The following is an 18622-nucleotide window of genomic DNA, read 5'->3' as shown; positions in this document are numbered from 1 at the left end:
AATGTGCGCTATGCGGACAACCCATCACCGAGGAAACAGGCTGGCACGACCATCATATTGAGTATCGAATGTATGGTGGCAGTGACGCACTGAAAAATCGTTGTTTGGTTCACCCTGTGTGTCATAGAAAAATCCATGCCTTGAATTTAAAGGTCGTGAAGCCGACTATNGAATAGTTAATAGAAAGGCTTGAGCTGTATGCAGAGAAATTTGCCCGTACAGTTCTTAGGGGGCTGAAGCGCAGTAATGCGCTTTGGCTACCCGACTTTTACCGCTCAATATTTATACTGTTATACAAGCCGATTGGGAAACCAATCGGCTTTTTTGTGTGTTCGGATATTACTGTAGCAAACAAAAAAGGTCGCAACAAAAAGAGCGGTTGATATGCAACAAACCGCTCTTTTGGCTGCCTATTTATTGTGGTGATATTATTCTGTCAGCGCCTTTAATTGGGCGATTGACGGGGCGTAATAGTAACTGCCGCTGACCGCTTTGGTGAAGCCGAGCAAGCGGTCGGTTTTGCCGTCGATTTCGCCGAACATACTGCGCAGTTGTTGTTCGATATTGTGCAGGCGGGCACAATAGCAGATAAAATACAGTCCGTGCGCACCGCTGACTTTGCCGTAAGGCAAACTTTGACGCACCATTTTCAACCCGACACCGTTCTCTTTCAAATCCACTCTGCCGACATGCGAAGTGTCCGGCACATCGTCCAGTTCTTCGCTGTCAACTTTGGTTCTGCCGATCACGTTTTCCTGTTTTTCCATGCTTAATTTTTGCCATTTATCCAATTGGTGTTCATAGCGTTGGGTCAACACATAGCTGCCGCCTTGATCGTCACCATTGGCGATCAGCGCAACCTGTGCGCGCTCGTCCGTTCCTTGCGGATTTTCCGTACCGTCGATAAAGCCAGTCAAATCACGCTCTTCAATCCAACGGAAGCCGTGCGTTTCTTCGTCCACTTGTAACGCACCGGCAAAAACGTTCAGTGCCATTTGTGCGGCGGAAAACGTCACGTCGGCACGCAACGATTGGATATGAATCAAAAAATCCCGTTGCGTCGCCGGTGCTGCCAGATTGCCTTTACCCAAGGTCACAAAGGGTTTTAATTCCGGCGCACTGCCCTCTTTGCCCAACTGCCGCCAAATGTGGTCGCCAAAGGCAAGCACAGCCCCTAACAACGCGTCCGGATAGGCTTGCTGCAAGGCTGTCAGCTCGGTTAAAAAACGGCTGCATTGCGCTTTTAGTGTGTCCAAATCTTGGATTGCGGCTTCCAAATAAATTGCCGAACGGCAATGTTCCAACAAAATACCACTTTGTGATAACGCTGAAAGTGCTGACATAAAATAATGCTCCTGTGTTTTAATTTTTATTCTGGTTGCAAAGTGCGGTATTAAAGCCTTAAATCACGCGGATCAAAGCGTGGGAATCATCTGCTTTGTTCAGCAGTTGCCCGATTTTAAACAATTCGACGTTATGCTGTGCCGCCAACGTTTTCACTTGTTCGACCGCTTGCGGTTTTACCGCAATCAGCAAGCCGCCGGACGTTTGCGGATCGCATAATACCGCTTTTTGTTGATCGCTAAGCGGGCTGATCAAATGGCCGTAGCTGTCGAAATTGCGTTTGTTGCCGCCCGGAATACAGCCTTTATCAATATAGTATTGCACGCCGTCCAGCAACCGCACTTGGTCAAATTCCACTTCCGCCGCCACATTCGAGCCTTGGCAAATTTCCGATAAATGCCCTAACAGTCCGAAGCCGGTCACATCGGTCATGGCGGTAATGCCGTCGATGTCGGCAAATTGGCTGCCGATACGGTTTAACTGGCACATCACTTTTGCCGCCAAGCCTTTGTGTTCCGCTTTCAATTTGTTTTTCTTTTCCGCGGTGGTAAGAATGCCGATACCAAGCGGCTTGGTTAGGTAGAGTTCACAACCTGCTTCGGCAGCGTTGTTTTTCTTCAGTTTTTTGGTATTTATCACTCCAGTAACCGCCAAACCGAAAATCGGCTCCGGCGCATCAATCGAATGGCCGCCGGCAAGGGAAATTCCGGCTTCCTGACAAGCCGAGCGTCCGCCGTCCACAATCCGCTGCGCCACTTCCGGCGGCAATTTGCTGATCGGGAACCCCAAAATCGCAATCGCCATAATCGGTTTGCCGCCCATGGCATAAATGTCGCTGATCGCATTAGTGGCGGCGATTCGCCCGAAAGTGAAAGCATCATCGACAATCGGCATAAAAAAATCGGTGGTGCTGATGATCCCGATACCTTGTCCGATGTCATACACTGCCGCATCATCACGGCTTTCGTTGCCGACCAGCAAGTGCGGATCGAGGAATTTTTCCATTTCGGTATGCAAAATCCGATCCAATACTTTCGGCGAGATTTTGCAGCCGCAACCTGCTCCATGGCTGTATTGGGTTAAACGGATAACATCGCTGACCACATTATTAAAATCTTGAACGGTAGAATCAATTTGCTCACTCATCTTCTTTCTCCTCTGTATCGGCGTTATTGTACTCCATTTTTTTCGTACTGTGCCAATTGCTGCGATTTTTTGATCACATCATCTGTTTTGCTTAAATAACACACACAATTGCCTGATAAATTTTAATTTAACGTGATAATTCTCGTAGTTTTACATTTTGCTTATTTACAATCTGTCTTTTTGTGGAAAAATGAATTTCTATTCAAATTTTGAAATAGAAATTCAAAATATACTATCTACAAGGAGTACGCTAATATGACATTCAAACGCTCGCAACTTCACACCGCACTTGCCGTCGCTTTGCTCACCGGCAGTTCCGCCTTTGCCGCCAACGTGCCTGCCGGCACCGAATTGGCAGCCAAACAAGAAGTGGTTTATAACCTCAGCGCCAATCCTGCCAGCCTTGATCCGGCCAAAATAGAAGGCGATGTCGAAGGGCAATTTTCCCGACAGTTGTTTGAAGGCTTGGTGACCTCTGATGCAAGCGGTCATATTTTACCCGGTGTGGCGAAATCGTGGGATCACTCCGCTGATTTTAAAACTTGGACCTTCCACCTGCGTGACGATGCCAAGTGGTCAAACGGCGATCCGGTGACCGCAGAGGATTTTGTCTATGCCTGGCAACGTTTGGCGGATCCGAAAACCGCCGCACCGTACAGCACTTATCTGAAATATTTAACCTTGCAAAATGCCGCCGAGGTGGTGGACGGTACAAAACAAGCGAGCGAACTCGGTGTCAAAGCCTTAGATGCGCATACGCTGCAATTGACCTTGGACGCCTCCGTTCCTTATGTGGATAAATTGGTCGAGCATTACGTTTTATTTCCCGTGCATAAAGCCACTATCGAAAAATTCGGCGATCAATGGACCAAAAAAGAGAATATCGTCGGTAACGGCGCATTCAAGCTGGATAATCTGATTGTCAATGAAAAAGCGGAGCTGTCTCCGAATCCGCACTATTGGGACAATGCCAATACCGTGCTGACTAAAGTCACCTTATTGCCGATCGAATCCTCAACCACCGATATGAACCGCTACCGTGCCGGAGAAATCGATATCACCGGCAAAGAAGTGCCGCCGGATATGTACCCGAAACTGAAAGCGGATCTGCCTGACGAAGTTTTTTCCAGCCCGATTCTGTGTACCTATGTGTATGAAATCAACACCGCCAAAGCGCCGTTCGATGACGTTCGTGTCCGCCAAGCGTTAAGCCTCGCCATCGATCGTAATATCATTACCGATAAAGTGCTGAATCAGGGGCAAGTGCCGGCATACCATTTCACACCGCCTTATATCAACGGCGGTGAAAAACTGGTGAATCCGGACTGGTCAACTTGGACGCAAAAACAGCGCAATGAAGCAGCGATCAAGTTACTGGCGGACGCCGGTTTCAGCAAACAAAAGCCGCTGGATTTCACGATTTTGTATAACACCTCTGAAAACCATAAGAAAATTGCCATTGCCGCCTCTTCGATTTGGAAACAAAACTTAGCCGGTGCGGTCAATGTGAAAATGGAGAACCAAGAGTGGAAAACCTATCTCGACTCCCGTCACCAAGGAAATTATGACGTTGCCCGTGCCGGTTGGTGTGCCGACTATAACGAAGCCACCTCATTCTTGAATTATTTCCTGTCCGACAGCAGCAACAACACGGCGAAATACAAAAACGCCGAATATGATGCGGCGGTGAAACAGGCGCTCTTGGCGGAAAGCGACGAGCAACGCCAAGAGATTTACGCCAACGCGGAAACCCTGTTCAGCCGTGACGTGCCGTCGGTGCCGGTTTACCACTATGTCCAGCCGCGGTTGGTGAAGCCGTATGTCAAAGGCTATGCCGTCAATCACCCGGGGCAGAACTACTATCTGAAAGATGTTTATTTGATTAAACATTAATCGTTTGTACCGCACTTGCTTGGCTTAACACAGGCAAGTGCGGTTGTTGTCCGATTAGAGAATATCTCAAAAGTGCGGTAAAATAACGACCGCACTTTTACACGATAAACGACTTACTTTTAAATTACTACGATTATGCTGACATTAATTCTTCGCCGAATTTTACAGGCGATCCCGACACTGTTCGTGTTGATCACTCTCTCCTTTTTTATGATGCGGCTGGCGCCGGGCAGTCCGTTTTCCAGTGAAAAAAACTATCCGCCGGAAGTGATGGCGAATATCGAAGCCAAATACAATTTGGACAAACCCGTGCATATGCAGTATTTGCTCTACCTGAAAAATCTGGCGCACGGCGATTTCGGGCCGTCGTTCAAATATAAAGATTTCACGGTCAACCAACTGGTGGCGCAAGCCTTTCCGGTGTCGCTGAAACTGGGCTTTTCCGCGTTTTTGATCGCGCTGTTGGTCGGCATCAGCGCCGGCACGATTGCGGCGATTAAGCAGAACAAATGGATTGATTACCTGATTATGACCTTCGCCATGACTGGCGTGGTGATTCCCAGTTTCGTGGTTGCGCCGCTGTTGGTGTTGATCTTTGCCATCAGCTTAAAAATACTGCCCGGCGGCGGTTGGAACGACGGCGCGTTGGTGAATATGCTCATGCCGATGACCGCACTTTCGCTCTCTTACATCGCCAGCATCGCCCGAATCACGCGCGGCTCGATGATTGAAGTGCTGCACTCGAACTTTATCCGCACCGCCAAAGCCAAAGGCTTGCCGACCTCACGCATTATTTTAAAACACGCCTTGCGTCCCGCGCTGCTGCCGGTCATTTCCTATATGGGGCCGGCTTTTGTCGGCATCATCACCGGTTCAATGGTGATCGAAAGCATTTTCGGTCTGCCGGGCATCGGGCAGTTGTTCGTCAACGGCGCATTAAACCGTGACTATTCGTTGGTGTTGAGCCTGACCATTTTGGTCGGTGCGCTGACAATTACCTTTAATGCGGTTGTGGATATTCTGTACGCCGTAATCGATCCGAAAATTCGTTATTAAAGGACGTTATATCATGTTGATAAAAAAAGAAAATACCGAATTGGTCGAAAAATTGGCAGATAACCTCGTGCGTCAGGACGAAGTCGAAGGGCGTAGCTTGTGGCAAGATGCCAAACGACGTTTTTTTCACAATCGGGCGGCGTTGGTCAGCCTGTTTGTGTTGGGGCTTATCACCTTGTTTGTGGCTTTTGCGCCGTTGCTCATGCCGTTTGCTTTTGACGAAACCGATTGGAACATGATGTCGGCACCGCCGGATATCGAAAGTATGCACTATTTCGGCACCGACTCCTCCGGTCGCGATCTCCTGGTGCGGGTGGCGATCGGCGGACGCATTTCGCTGTTGGTCGGCATTGCCGGTGCGCTGATTGCGGTGTTGCTCGGCACGCTGTACGGTGCAACGTCGGGTTATGTCGGCGGCAAAACCGATGCGGTGATGATGCGGATTTTGGAAATTCTCAACTCGTTTCCGTTTATGTTTTTCGTGATCCTGCTGGTCACTTTTTTCGGGCAGAACATTCTGTTGATTTTCGCCGCCATCGGCATGGTATCGTGGTTGGATATGGCACGGATCGTGCGCGGCCAAACCTTGAGTTTAAAGCGCAAAGAGTTTGTCGAAGCCGCGATTGTGTGCGGCGTGCCGACCCATCAGATTATCTGGCGGCATATCGTGCCGAACGTGTTGGGCGTGGTGGTGGTTTACGCCTCGCTGTTAGTACCGAGCATGATTTTGTTTGAATCTTTCCTCAGTTTCTTGGGTTTGGGGACGCAAGAACCGTTAAGCAGTTGGGGCGGGTTGCTGAATGACGGTGCCCGTGCGATGGAATATCTGCCGTGGATGCTGATTTTTCCGGCGCTGTTCTTGGTAATCACCCTGTTCTGTTTCAATTTTATTGGTGACGGGCTGCGCGATGCGCTCGATCCGAAAGATCGCTAAGGAAAAATGATGACACAATCCAATTTATTACTTGATGTAAACGATCTGCGCGTCATTTTTAAAACCCATGACGGTGATGTGACCGCAGTCAATAACCTAACCTTTGCCCTTGAAGCCGGACAAACGCTGGGCATCGTTGGCGAATCGGGATCAGGCAAATCGCAAACCGCCTTTGCCTTAATGGGGCTGCTTGCCGACAACGGACGGATCGAAGGCTCGGCAAAATTCAACGGCAGAGAAATTTTAAACCTACCGAAACGGGAGCTGAACCGGCTGCGTGCCGAACAGATTGCGATGATTTTCCAAGATCCGATGACCTCGCTCAATCCGTATATGAAAGTCAAAGATCAGCTGATGGAAGTGCTGATATTGCACAAAGGCTTCGACCGTAAAACCGCTTACAACGAATCATTGGCGATGCTCGATGCGGTGAAAATGCCGGAAGCGAAAAAACGCATGGAGATGTATCCGCACGAGTTTTCCGGCGGTATGCGGCAACGGGTGATGATTGCCATGGCGCTGCTCTGCCGGCCGAAACTGCTGATTGCCGACGAACCGACAACCGCACTTGACGTGACCGTGCAGGCGCAAATTATGGCGTTGCTCAATGATTTGAAACAAGAGTTCAACACTGCGATTATTATGATCACCCACGATCTGGGCGTGGTCGCCGGTATCTGCGACAATGTGTTGGTGATGTACGCCGGACGGACGATGGAATACGGCTCGGCGGAGCAGATTTTTTATCATCCTACCCACCCGTATTCAATCGGCTTGATCAACGCCGTGCCGAAACTGAATGAAGAAACTCATCAGCTGATCACCATTCCGGGCAATCCGCCGAATTTGTTGAATTTGCCACAAGGCTGTCCGTTCCAACCCCGTTGCCTGCACGCCACGCAACAGTGTTTGCAAGCGCCGCCGCTGCAAAAATTTGATCACCACCGCCTGCGGGCTTGTTTTATTCCGGTCAACCAAATGCAAACGGGGGAAATCTGATGTCAAGTGAAAACAAAACCTTATTGCTTGAAGTGGATAATCTGAGCGTCCATTTCAAAATCAAAAAAGATAAAAAAACCTTGTTTGCCAAGCCGCAAACTTTGATTGCGGTCAACAAAGTGTCGTTCAAGCTCTATCAAGGCGAAACCTTAGGCGTGGTCGGCGAATCCGGCTGCGGCAAATCCACCCTCGCCCGTGCGATTATCGGGTTGGTCAAATCCGCCGGCGGAAAAATGGTGTGGCTCGGCAACGATCTCAGCCACCAAAACGCCAAACAGTGGAAAGCGCTGCGCAACGATATTCAGATGATTTTCCAAGATCCGCTGGCTTCGCTTGACCCGCGTATGACGATCGGCGACATCATCGCCGAGCCGTTGAAGGTCTATCAACCGCACTTGAAACGGCAGGAAGTGAAAGAGCGGGTGCAAAATATGATGAAAAAGGTCGGATTGCTGCCGAATTTGATCAACCGCTATCCGCACGAATTTTCCGGCGGACAGTGCCAACGGATCGGCATTGCGCGTGCGTTGATCATCGAGCCGAAACTAATCATCTGCGACGAACCGGTTTCGGCGCTCGACGTTTCCATTCAGGCGCAAGTGGTTAATCTGTTGAAATCGCTGCAACAAGAGATGGGCTTGTCGCTGATTTTCATCGCCCATGATCTGTCAGTGGTGAAACATATCTCCGATCGGGTGTTGGTGATGTATTTGGGCAATGCGGTCGAACTGGGCGACTATCGCGCGGTTTATCACGACACCAAACACCCATACACCAAAGCGCTGATGTCGGCCGTGCCGATTCCCGATCCGAAATTGGAACGCAATAAGCAGATTCAATTGCTGGAGGGCGATTTGCCTTCGCCGATCAATCCGCCGTCCGGCTGCGTGTTCCGCACCCGTTGTCCGCTTGCCGACAGCCATTGCACGTTGGATAAGCCCTATTTGTTGGGCGATGCACAGCATTTGGTGGCGTGTTTTAAAGTATAATCGTTCATAGACAGTCAAACCGCACTTTAAGAGTGGCACACATGCAAAATAAAAGACCGGTACTACAAGACATTGCAACCCATCTCGGCATTACCAAAATGACCGTGAGCCGCTACCTGCGCGATCCGCAAACCGTTGCGCCGGCAACCCGTGAGAAAATCGCAGCGGCAATCGAGCAGTTCGGCTATATTCCGAATGTGGCTTCGCGGATTATGTCCAGCGCCAAAAGCTATGCTATCGGCGTGCTTGTGCCGTCTTTGACCAATCAGGTGTTCGCCGATGTGATTAAGGGCATTGAATCGGTCACCGAACTCTCCGGCTACCAAACCATGCTCGCCCATTTCGGTTACTCGCCCGAAATCGAAGAGCAACGGATCCGCTCTTTGCTCTCTTATAACGTCGATGCCTTGATTTTATCGGAAAATATTCACAGCAAGCAGTCGCTGAAAATGCTGCAAGTGGCGAATATCCCGATTATCGAAATGATGGATCTGCAACACAGTAAATCAGTCGCGCAAGCGGTCGGTTTTGATAACCGTTTGGCGGCGCAGCAGATGGTGGAAGCGATGATAGAACGCGGGCGGAAAAATATTGTGTACTTCGCCGCACGCATGGATCAGCGCACGCTGCAGAAAATGGAAGGCTACGAAAACGCCATGCGCCGCCACAATCTGCAACCGTACAAACTGATCACCCAGCAGCCGTCGTCATTCAGCTTAGGCGCACAACAACTGCACCAAATTCTGGCGCAACGCCCCGATACCGACGGCATTTTATGCACCAATGACGACTTGGCTATCGGCGCAATCTTTGAATGCCAACGGCAAGGCATCGCCATTCCGCAACAAATCGCCATCGCCGGTTTTCACGGCCACAACGTCGGACAAGCCATGACTCCGCAACTGGCTTCGGTCATCACGCCCCGTTTTGAAATCGGCAAAATCGCCGCCCAAGAAATCGTCGACCGCTTAAACGGCATTCCCGCCGCGCAGGAAATTATCGATACCGGATTTAAGATTCATATTGGGGAGAGTATGTAAATAAAAAGGTCGATTTTGCAAGCCGGTTATCTGCCCACAAAATCAACCTTTTTGTCAACTATGCCCTTTTTGTCGACTATGCCTTTTTGTCTGGCATGCCGACAAGCGGCAAGCCGATTTAAAGCAAAGTGCGGTTTTTCTCTATCGCGTCGCAGGTTAAGCGTAGCGTTTGAAAATCAGTGTTGCGTTGGTGCCGCCGAAACCAAAACTGTTGGACATCACCGTGGTCAATTTTTTATTGGTTTGCACTTCGGTCACAATATTCATACCTTGCGCTTTTTCGTCCAATTCGTCGATATTAATGCTCGGCGCGATAAAGTCGTGGTTTAACATTAACAACGAATAAATCGCTTCATGCACCCCTGCCGCGCCCAAAGAGTGGCCGGTCATCGCTTTGGTTGAAGAAATCGCCGGCGTATTGTCGCCGAACACCTCACGCACCGCTTCCAACTCTTTCACGTCACCTACCGGCGTTGACGTGCCGTGTACGTTCAAATATTCGATCGGGCTGTCAACCATTGCCATCGCCTGACGCATACAACGTGCCGCGCCCTCGCCACTCGGCGCCACCATGTCATAGCCGTCGGAGGACGCGCCGTAGCCGACGATTTCGGCGTAAATAGTCGCACCGCGTGCCAATGCGTGTTCCAACTCCTCGACCACGACAATGCCGCCGCCGCCGGAAATCACGAAACCGTCACGGGCGGTATCATAAGTGCGCGAAGCTTTTTCAGGGGTGTCGTTATATTTGGTCGACAACGCCCCCATCGCGTCAAATTCACAGGCACACTCCCAAGCCAACTCTTCTGCGCCGCCGGCAAACACCACATCTTGCTTGCCCAATTGGATCAATTCCACCGCATGACCGATACAATGTGCCGACGTCGCACAGGCAGAGCTGATGCTGTAGTTTACACCGCGAATTTTAAACGGGGTCGCCAAACAGGCGGACACGCTGGACGCCATGGTTTTGGTCACCGCATAAGGCCCGATCGCCTTCACGCCGCGAGGTCCGCGCATGGCGTCTGCCGCCACGATTTGATTGTGGGCAGAACCGGTTCCTGCGCCGATCACCAAACCGGTGCGGTCATTGGAAACCATCTCATCACTCAAACCGGAATGTTCAATCGCTTCGCGCATCGACAGATAGGCATAACCGGCGGCATCGCCCATAAAACGCATGATTTTACGGTCAATCAGCTCTTTCGGATCCAGTTTAACCGTACCGGCGACATGGCTGCGCATACCGATCTCAATAAACTCCGGCACAGTGGTAATGCCCGATTTGCCTTGTTGCAAAGAAGCCAATACTTCCGCTTTATTATTACCAATACTCGAAATAATTCCGTAACCGGTGATAACTGCTCTTTTCATTTACTCCAATCCTTACTTCATTAAAAATAATACCATTAAAAACGATACGACGGACCCGATAAAACAGATCGAATTTCAACGTACAACTGTTAGCTGAATAACTTACTATGAAAATAGAATAATGCAAGTTTTAATTACTTTTCATCACGATTTAATCATTACTTCCGTATAAAAAACAGGCAATCGTTCCAAGATTCACAGCCAAACCGAATTTGAGGTAAAATAGGACAAATTTCCTAACCGATTTATCATCATGACTTCGAAGCTGACAACCGAAACTGCCAAATTAGACTTTGCTCTTGATAATACGCCGATTTCATTACAATTTGATGACATCTACTTTTCCATGCAAGACGGTGCCGCCGAAAGCCGGTACGTTTTCCTGCAAGGTAACCGACTTGAACAGCGCTGGCAGCAACATGCCCAACCGCACTTTGTGATTGCCGAAAGCGGCTTCGGCACCGGCTTGAACTTTTTTGTCTGTATGCAGACATTCCGCCAATTCCGTACACAAAATCCGCAACACCCGTTAAAACGGCTCTACTTTATTTCCTTTGAAAAATACCCGTTGAGCCGCTCGCAACTACACCAAACGCACGCTCGCTATCCTGAATTTTCCGCTTTCAGCCAACGCTTGCAGCAGCACTATCCTTTTCGTTTACAAGGCTGCCAGCGGCTGCATTTTGATGAAACCGCACTGGATCTGTGGTTCGGCGATATTCACGACAATTTGCCGCAGTTGGGCGATGCGATGTTGCAAAAAATCGATGCCTGGTTTTTGGACGGCTTTGCACCCAGTAAAAACCCGCAAATGTGGTCGTCGGATCTATACCATGCCATGTTCCGTTATAGTAAATCGGGTGCAACCTTTGCCACTTTTACCGCTGCCAGTGCGGTGCGAAAAGGGTTGCAAGCCGCCGGTTTTGTGGTGGAAAAACAGAAAGGATTCGCCCGTAAGCGCGAAATGCTGATGGGCTATAAAGCGCAAACGGCTGCGTTAGCGCCGCTAACGCCTTGGTATTGGACGCAAAGTGCGGTCGGCGCAGTAAAAGAAGTCGCAATCGTCGGTGGCGGTGTGGCGTCGTTGTTTACCGCACTTTCCTGCCTAAAACGCGGCTTAAAGGTTACGCTGTATTGCGAAGATCCCGCTCCGGCGATGAATGCGTCCGGCAATAAACAGGGGGCGCTTTATCCGCAATTGAGCGACGATGATCAACGCAACAGTCGCTTTTATGCCCATGCTTTCGGTTATGCGCTGCAACAATTGCAGGATTTCGAACAGCAAGGCATTGCGTTTGAATCCGGTTGGCAAGGGGTAGCAATTTGTGCGTACAACTGTAAGGTCAAACAAAAATTAACCCGTATTGCTGAGCAGCATTGGGGAGACGATTTGTTCCGTCTTTGTGATCAAACGGAACTCAGCCGGTTAAGCGGAATCGAGCTGAATTGTGACGGCGCATTTATTGAAAAAGGCGGCTGGCTTGCGCCGCAGCAATTGGTGCAAAACGGCTTTGCCCATTTGCAAAAGTGCGGTTTGGATATCCGTTTCCGGCAATCGATAACACAATTAATCCGACAAAACACACACTGGCTGTTAATCAATGCGCAGGAGGAATCATTTGCGCATGAGGTAGTGATTTTAGCCAACGGCCATCAGATTACCCAATTTGAACAAACGCAAAACTTGCCGCTCTATCCTGTGCGTGGACAAGTCAGCCAAATCCCGACGGGCGAGCACTTAAAACAGCTGAAAAGCGTACTTTGTTATGACGGCTATCTCACGCCGGTCGATCAGGCGCAGCAAAGCCATTGCATCGGCGCCAGCCATGTGCGCAACAGTGCCGACCGCACTTTCAGTCCGGTGGAACAGCAACAAAATGCCGATAAGATTCGTCAGAATCTGGACGGTTGTAACTGGCTGCAGGAAATTGACAGCCGTGATAATCTCGCCCGAATCGGCGTGCGTTGCAGCACCCGTGAACGCTTACCACTGATGGGTGCGGTACCGGATTTTCACCAAACAGCCGCTGTTTACCGTAATCTGTTTAATCTGCGCCGCCGCCGTCAACCGATTGCCAATGCGCCTTGCTATCCGAATCTCTATCTTATCGCTGCGCTGGGTTCGCGCGGCTTGACCTCTGCGCCGTTATTGGCGGAAAGTTTGGTTTGTCAGATCTTGGGCGAGCCGATTCCGCTGGCTGAAGATATTTTGCAGGCACTCAGCCCGAACCGCACTTGGATTAGAAAATTATTGAAAGGCACGCCGTTGGCGTAAGGATTGCGCTTTATGCTAAAAGTAAGGGCGGATTAACTATCTGATCCGCCCTTATGCTGTTTCATCAATTATCTGCTAAAACACTTGTTCGGTGGTTTCGCGGACATCTTCGCCTTTCAGATAATAATAAATAAATTCGCAGATATTTTGGCAACGATCACCGATACGTTCGATCGCGCGTGCCGCTAAAAGTGCGGTCACCAAACTGTCAATGCTGTCCGGTGCGATGCGCATTCCCTCTTTCACGTCCGCCGTAATCTCTTTATAGCGCTCATCAATTTTGATATCGCGCGCATATACGCTTTTCGCTTCTTCCAAACTCATGCTGGAAAAAGCACGCAATGTATCATGCAACATCGCAATCGCATCTTGCGCCATCACGTCAATTTTATCCTGCAAGGTTTTTTCAATCGTCACATCATCATGCAGTGTGGTTTGGCTCATTTTATCCACCGAATCACCGATACGTTCCAATTCAGACGCCACTTTCAGAATGGTAATGATAAAACGCAAATCGTCGGCTAACGGCTGGCGACGGGCGATTAACGTGACGCAAGCCTCATCGACCGCCACTTCCATCGAGTTCACTTGCTGATCGCCTTCCACTACATCACTCGCACTGAATTCGCTATTGCCTTTGAGCACTTGCAAAGCATCATGCAATTGTTTTTGCACCAGACTCCCCATGGTCAACAGCAGCGATAACAGATGATTAAGATCACGATCATACTGTTTTATAATATGTTTCTTTTCATTTAATGTCATTTTATTCTCCTATTAACCGCGGTTCCTAACCGAAACGTCCGGTAATATAATCCGATGTTCTGCTATCGGTCGGTCGGTTGAACATCACTTCGGTTTCGCCATGTTCAATAATATCGCCCAAATACATAAAGACGGTGTAATCCGAACAACGAGCGGCTTGCTGCATATTGTGGGTGACGATGACGACGGTGTAGTCTTTTTTCAATTCCAAGATCAAATCTTCGATCATGCCGGTTGAGATCGGATCCAGCGCCGAGCAAGGTTCGTCCAATAGCAAAACTTCCGGCTTGATCGCAATCCCGCGCGCGATACACAACCGTTGCTGTTGTCCGCCCGACAAGCTGTAACCGCTCTTGAACAGCTTATCTTTGGTTTCATTCCACAGCGCCGCTTTGCTTAACGCCCATTCGACACGCTCGTCCATTTCCGGCTTTGAGAGTTTCTCGAACAAGCGCACTCCAAAGGCAATATTATCATAGATCGACATCGGGAACGGGGTCGGTTTTTGGAACACCATGCCGACTTTGGCACGCAGTAACGAAATATCTTTTTTGCTACTGATAATATCTTCGCCGTCTAATAAAATCTGCCCCTCCGCCCTTTGCTCCGGATACAGGGCGTACATTTTATTGAACGTACGCAATAACGTGGATTTACCACAACCGGACGGACCGATAAACGCGGTGACTTTATTCGCTTCAATATCCAGATTGATATTTTTTAGCGCATGAAAATCACTGTAGTAAAAGTTCAAATCTTTCACTTCGATAATTTTCTTACCTGGTTCGGCTTTATTCACATCAATAATTCCCATCGGTTATTCCTTATTTCTTCTCTTTGTTTTTAAACACTACGCGCGCCAAGATATTTAACAGTAACACGGCAAATGTGATAATCAGCACGCCGGTCCACGCCAGTTCTTGCCAGTTGGTAAACGGGCTGGAAGCGAACTTATAGATTGTCATCGGCAAACTCGCCATCGGTTTGCTCATATCCAAGCTCCAGAACTGGTTGGAAAGTGCGGTAAACATCAATGGTGCGGTTTCGCCGGCAATGCGGGCAACGCTCAACAATACGCCGGTGATCACCCCTGCCGTCGATGCGCGCAAGGTGATCGACAGGATCATTTTCCATTTCGGTGTGCCCAGAGCATAAGCGGCTTCACGCAAACCGTTCGGAATCAGATTCAACATATTTTCCGTGGTGCGGATAACAATCGGAATTTGCAGTAAGGCTAAGGCCACAACCCCTGCCCAGCCGGAGAAGTTGCCGACCGGTGCGACCAGCAAAACATACACAAACAAACCGATCACAATCGACGGTGCCGATAACAGAATGTCGTTCACAAAACGCATGATTTCGGCCAACAACGATTTTTTGCCGTATTCGGACAGATAAATACCGACCAAAATACCCAACGGCGTGCCGATAAAGGTCGCAAATACCACCATCATCAAGCTACCCATAATCGCGTTCGCCAAGCCGCCGGTTTCCGCGTTCGGTGCCGGCGTCATTTCAAAGAAGGTGTCGAAAGATAAACCGGCAACGCCTTTTTGCAAGGTGGTAAACAAAATCCAGACCAGCCAGATTAACCCGAACACCATCGCCAACATGGCAATCGTGATAGCGATGTTATTGATAATACGCCGTCTGTTTTGTAACCGCTCTTTTACGATCTCATATTTATTTTGAGTGGAAGTTGCCATTATTTCGCGCCCTCATTTTTTGATAAACGGCGTACCAATAATTTGGATACGATTAAGACCAACAAGGTGATGGCAAACAAGATCAGACCCAATTCCATCAGGGCAGAAATGTGCATATCCGATTCCGCTTCGGCAAATTCATTGGCAATCGCCGAGGTGATACTGTTGCTCGGCATATACAGCGACAGGCTGTCTAACTGGTAAGCATTACCGATGACAAACGTGACCGCCATCGTTTCGCCCAAAGCGCGCCCCAAGCCCAGCATAATCGCACCGACCACACCGCTCTTGGTGTAAGGCAACACAATACGCCATACCACTTCCCAAGTGGTACACCCGACGCCGTAGGCGGATTCTTTCATCAGCGCCGGCGTTTGTTCGAAGACATCGCGCATCACCGACGCGATATAAGGGATAATCATAATTGCCAGGATAATACCGGCGGCTAAAATGCCGATACCGAAACTCGGACCGGAGAACAGCGAGCCGATAATCGGAAATCCGGAAATCACTTCGCCGACCGGACGTTGGAAATATTTGGCAAATAACGGTGCAAAAATAAAAAAGCCCCACATCCCGTAAACAATACTCGGCACTGCCGCCAACAGCTCGATCGCCGTTCCCAGAGGACGGCGCAGCCACATCGGCGCGAGTTCGGTCAGGAAAAAAGCGATTCCGAAACTGGCAGGTACGGCGATAATCAAGGCGATTAAGGAGGTGACCAAAGTGCCGTAAATCGGTACCAAAGCCCCGTATTGGTCTAATGGCGGATTCCATTCTTTCGACCAAAGAAAAGAGATTCCGAATTCTTTAATTGCCGGCAAGGAAGAAAAAATCAAAGAAAGAATAATTCCTCCCAGAATCAACAATGTCAGATAAGTGGCAAATCTGACCAAGGATTCAAAAAAAATATCACCTTTCTTACTTGGTGATATTACCGTTGCGGATTTATTTGACATATAACATCCTTTCTCAATAAATCTTTTTGGAAACGAACGGAACGGAGTGCGGCTAACACTCCGTTCAAATTAGCTCATTGATTAGTAAAGCGCTTTTCCGTCTTTACCGACAATGTTTGCTTTCCAAGCAGATTTAATGGTATCAACTACTGAGGTCGGCAACACGGCATAGTCTAATGCCAATGCTTCATCACCGCCTTTGTCTAACGCCCACTCAAAGAATTTCAAGGTTTCTGCCGCTCTTTCAACATTACCCGGTTGTTTTTCGACCAAGATAAATGTAGTTGACGTAATTGGCCAGGCATTCGCGCCTTTTTGTTGGGTCAAATCTTGTGCAAAAGAGCTGTTCCAATCCGCACCGGCGGCTGCATTACTGAAGCTGTCGGAGCTTGGTCTGACCACTTCGCCGTCAGCGGAAACCAAACTGGCGTACGGTAAATTGTTTTGTTTGGCATAGGCATATTCGACATAGCCGATAGCACCGTCAAGTTGCTGGATAGAGGCAGAAACCCCTTCGTTGCCTTTACCGCCGAAAGAACCCGGTGCCCATTGTACAGTTGAACCTGCACCGACTTTTTCTTTCCACTCGGCACTCACTTTCGACAAGTAGCTGGTGAACACAAACGTTGTACCCGAACCGTCGGCACGGCGAATGACCGCGATATCTTTATTCGGTAAATCCAGATTCGGGTTTAATTTTTTGATGGCTTCGTCATTCCATTTTTTCACTTTACCTAAATAGATATCGGCAACTGTGTTACCGTCTAAAACCAATTCGCCGCTTTTCACGTTATCCAAGTGAACCGCCAAGACAACCCCGCCGATCACTGTCGGGAACTGGAATAAATTTTCTTTATTCAATTCATCATCACTCATTGGCGCATCGGTCGCCCCAAAATCAACGGTTTTTGCGATAATTTGTTTTTTACCACCGGAAGAACCGATACTTTGGTAATTTACACGGTTGCTGGTGGCCTTTTGATAGGTGTCTGCCCATTTGGCATAAATTGGAGCCGGAAACGATGCGCCTGCACCGGTGATGTCAACGGCAACGGCGCTGTTGGCGGCCAATACCATGGTCGAACCCATTAATGTGAACAATGAAGTGCGAACAAATTTATTTTTAATAGCTTTCATTAGAGTCTCCTTGAATAAAAATTTGAAATCTTCGTTAGCGTAATTTGTAATTCAATAAAAAGCATGTCGATATGCTCTCATCCCAAAACATATGGCATGAATATAGACCAAAAATTTCCTCAATCAAGTTCTTTTTTCCCACTTAAAAACGGTAAAATAGCTAGTTATGAAGCTATTGTTAATTTATTATCATTATGAAATATAATATTTTTTTATTTTTGTCATATAACTGTCATAAAGTAAAAAAATCCGATTGCTTACTTTTTAAGCAAGTATTGTACCCGTGTTGGTATTTTGGTTATTTTAAACAGAATGGGACATCGGTATCTATTTCAGCCTGTATCGCTAAAAAAATGATAATGCTTTTGTTTTATTCTGTTTTTTGCTACAATCAGCTCCCTATATTTGGGGCTGATTCTGGATTCGACGGGATTGGCGAAGCCCAAGGTGCATGTCGAGGTGCGGTAGGCCTCGTAAACAAACCGCAAAACAATAGTCGCAAACGACGAAAACTACGCTTTAGCAGCTTAATAACCTGCTCTTAGCCTTCTCTCCCCAGCTTCCGCTCGTAAGACGGGGATCAAGAGGAGTCAAACCCAAACGAGATCGCGTGGACGCCTCCGCTTGCGGATCGAAACGTTAAATTGAATCAAGCTAGCTTATCTGTCGCGTGTCTGTCCGCAGTGGGTAAGTGAAATTAAAGACCGACTAAACATGTAGGACTGAAGGTAGAGTAATTTCGGACGCGGGTTCAACTCCCGCCAGCTCCACCAAATTTGATATAACAGTGATGTAACAATGGGTCAAAAATCAATGACTTAGCTAAATTGCTGTATATTTGCCATAACACAAATATAACTTAAAGCGATCCGTATACGATCCGCAAGCGCAAAATTCAAGTAACTGAGTTTTGCGCTTTTTTTGTGTAGTCTACCCCCGCCATCATCACAAAATCAAAACTAAGCATTAACTACATAAGCAACCATCACATAATTTATGTGATAT

Annotated in this window: 16 protein-coding genes and 1 other RNA gene; 9 read left to right on the top strand and 8 right to left on the bottom strand. The window is 48.5% G+C overall.

Features of this window, described 5'->3' with window-relative positions; genetic code table 11:
• The coding region (locus B8880_RS09825; RefSeq protein WP_143933430.1) for an HNH endonuclease at positions 1 to 176 on the top strand (176 nt) is incomplete at its 5' end.
• Positions 177 to 428: 252 nt separating this feature from the next.
• Here the strand turns inward: B8880_RS09825 and B8880_RS09820 are convergent.
• Both B8880_RS09820 and selD read right to left on the bottom strand, forming a co-directional pair.
• Positions 429 to 1343, bottom strand: coding sequence for a Dyp-type peroxidase (locus B8880_RS09820; RefSeq protein ID WP_084257439.1), 915 nt, complete (start codon positions 1341 to 1343; stop codon positions 429 to 431).
• Between the two features lie 58 nt (positions 1344 to 1401).
• Complete coding sequence (gene selD, locus B8880_RS09815) at positions 1402 to 2490, bottom strand: selenide, water dikinase SelD (RefSeq protein WP_208610907.1); 1089 nt, start codon at positions 2488 to 2490, stop codon at positions 1402 to 1404.
• A 255-nt stretch (positions 2491 to 2745) separates the two neighbouring features.
• On the opposite strand from selD, the gene B8880_RS09810 reads away from it, so the two are divergent.
• The 6 genes from B8880_RS09810 to B8880_RS09785 all read left to right on the top strand — a co-directional run bounded on the left by B8880_RS09810 (position 2746) and on the right by B8880_RS09785 (position 9401).
• Positions 2746 to 4383, top strand: a complete 1638-nt coding sequence (locus B8880_RS09810; RefSeq protein ID WP_084257438.1) for an ABC transporter substrate-binding protein — start codon at positions 2746 to 2748, stop codon at positions 4381 to 4383.
• A gap of 135 nt (positions 4384 to 4518) precedes the next feature.
• The gene (gene oppB, locus B8880_RS09805; protein WP_084257437.1) at positions 4519 to 5439 is read left to right on the top strand and encodes an oligopeptide ABC transporter permease OppB; all 921 of its coding nucleotides are present in this window, start codon (positions 4519 to 4521) and stop codon (positions 5437 to 5439) included.
• A 13-nt stretch (positions 5440 to 5452) separates the two neighbouring features.
• A complete protein-coding gene (oppC, locus tag B8880_RS09800; RefSeq protein ID WP_084257436.1) occupies positions 5453 to 6373 on the top strand; it encodes an oligopeptide ABC transporter permease OppC in 921 nt (306 codons plus the stop codon).
• 9 nt (positions 6374 to 6382) lie between these two features.
• Positions 6383 to 7372: an ABC transporter ATP-binding protein gene (oppD, locus tag B8880_RS09795; RefSeq protein WP_084257435.1), complete on the top strand. Its 990-nt coding sequence runs from the start codon at positions 6383 to 6385 to the stop codon at positions 7370 to 7372.
• Positions 7372 to 8361 carry a murein tripeptide/oligopeptide ABC transporter ATP binding protein OppF gene (gene oppF / locus B8880_RS09790; protein ID WP_084257434.1) on the top strand — a complete coding sequence of 330 codons (990 nt, stop codon included), beginning with the start codon at positions 7372 to 7374 and terminating at the stop codon, positions 8359 to 8361. The genes oppD and oppF overlap by 1 nt, the downstream gene beginning before the upstream one ends.
• 41 nt (positions 8362 to 8402) lie before the next feature.
• On the top strand, positions 8403 to 9401 hold the full coding sequence (locus B8880_RS09785) for a substrate-binding domain-containing protein (RefSeq protein ID WP_084257433.1): 999 nt from the start codon (positions 8403 to 8405) through the stop codon (positions 9399 to 9401).
• Between the two features lie 156 nt (positions 9402 to 9557).
• Here the strand turns inward: B8880_RS09785 and fabB are convergent, their stop codons facing one another.
• On the bottom strand, positions 9558 to 10775 hold the full coding sequence (gene fabB, locus B8880_RS09780) for a beta-ketoacyl-ACP synthase I (RefSeq protein WP_084257432.1): 1218 nt from the start codon (positions 10773 to 10775) through the stop codon (positions 9558 to 9560).
• Between the two features lie 253 nt (positions 10776 to 11028).
• Here fabB and mnmC point away from each other — a divergent pair, with 253 nt between their 5' ends.
• Complete coding sequence (mnmC, locus tag B8880_RS09775; protein WP_084257431.1) at positions 11029 to 13050, top strand: bifunctional tRNA (5-methylaminomethyl-2-thiouridine)(34)-methyltransferase MnmC2/FAD-dependent 5-carboxymethylaminomethyl-2-thiouridine(34) oxidoreductase MnmC1; 2022 nt, start codon at positions 11029 to 11031, stop codon at positions 13048 to 13050.
• Positions 13051 to 13125: 75 nt separating this feature from the next.
• Here the strand turns inward: mnmC and phoU are convergent, their stop codons facing one another.
• From phoU to pstS, 5 genes are all read right to left on the bottom strand, one after another.
• Positions 13126 to 13815, bottom strand: coding sequence for a phosphate signaling complex protein PhoU (gene phoU / locus B8880_RS09770; RefSeq protein ID WP_084257430.1), 690 nt, complete (start codon positions 13813 to 13815; stop codon positions 13126 to 13128).
• 25 nt (positions 13816 to 13840) lie between these two features.
• On the bottom strand, positions 13841 to 14629 hold the full coding sequence (gene pstB, locus B8880_RS09765; protein ID WP_084257429.1) for a phosphate ABC transporter ATP-binding protein PstB: 789 nt from the start codon (positions 14627 to 14629) through the stop codon (positions 13841 to 13843).
• A 10-nt stretch (positions 14630 to 14639) separates the two neighbouring features.
• Entirely contained in the window at positions 14640 to 15521 is an 882-nt protein-coding gene (pstA, locus tag B8880_RS09760; protein ID WP_084257428.1) for a phosphate ABC transporter permease PstA, read from the bottom strand.
• Positions 15521 to 16480, bottom strand: a complete 960-nt coding sequence (gene pstC, locus B8880_RS09755) for a phosphate ABC transporter permease PstC (protein WP_084257427.1) — start codon at positions 16478 to 16480, stop codon at positions 15521 to 15523. Before pstC ends, pstA begins: the two co-directional genes overlap by 1 nt.
• An 81-nt stretch (positions 16481 to 16561) precedes the next feature.
• Complete coding sequence (gene pstS / locus B8880_RS09750; RefSeq protein WP_084257426.1) at positions 16562 to 17617, bottom strand: phosphate ABC transporter substrate-binding protein PstS; 1056 nt, start codon at positions 17615 to 17617, stop codon at positions 16562 to 16564.
• A gap of 407 nt (positions 17618 to 18024) precedes the next feature.
• Here pstS and ssrA point away from each other — a divergent pair.
• Positions 18025 to 18390: a transfer-messenger RNA gene (ssrA, locus tag B8880_RS09745) on the top strand.
• Positions 18391 to 18622: the final 232 nt, after the last annotated feature.

Source organism: Pasteurella testudinis DSM 23072 (assembly GCF_900176075.1).
Classification (GTDB): domain Bacteria; phylum Pseudomonadota; class Gammaproteobacteria; order Enterobacterales; family Pasteurellaceae; genus Chelonobacter; species Chelonobacter testudinis.
This window is presented reverse-complemented; position numbering and strand designations above follow the sequence as displayed.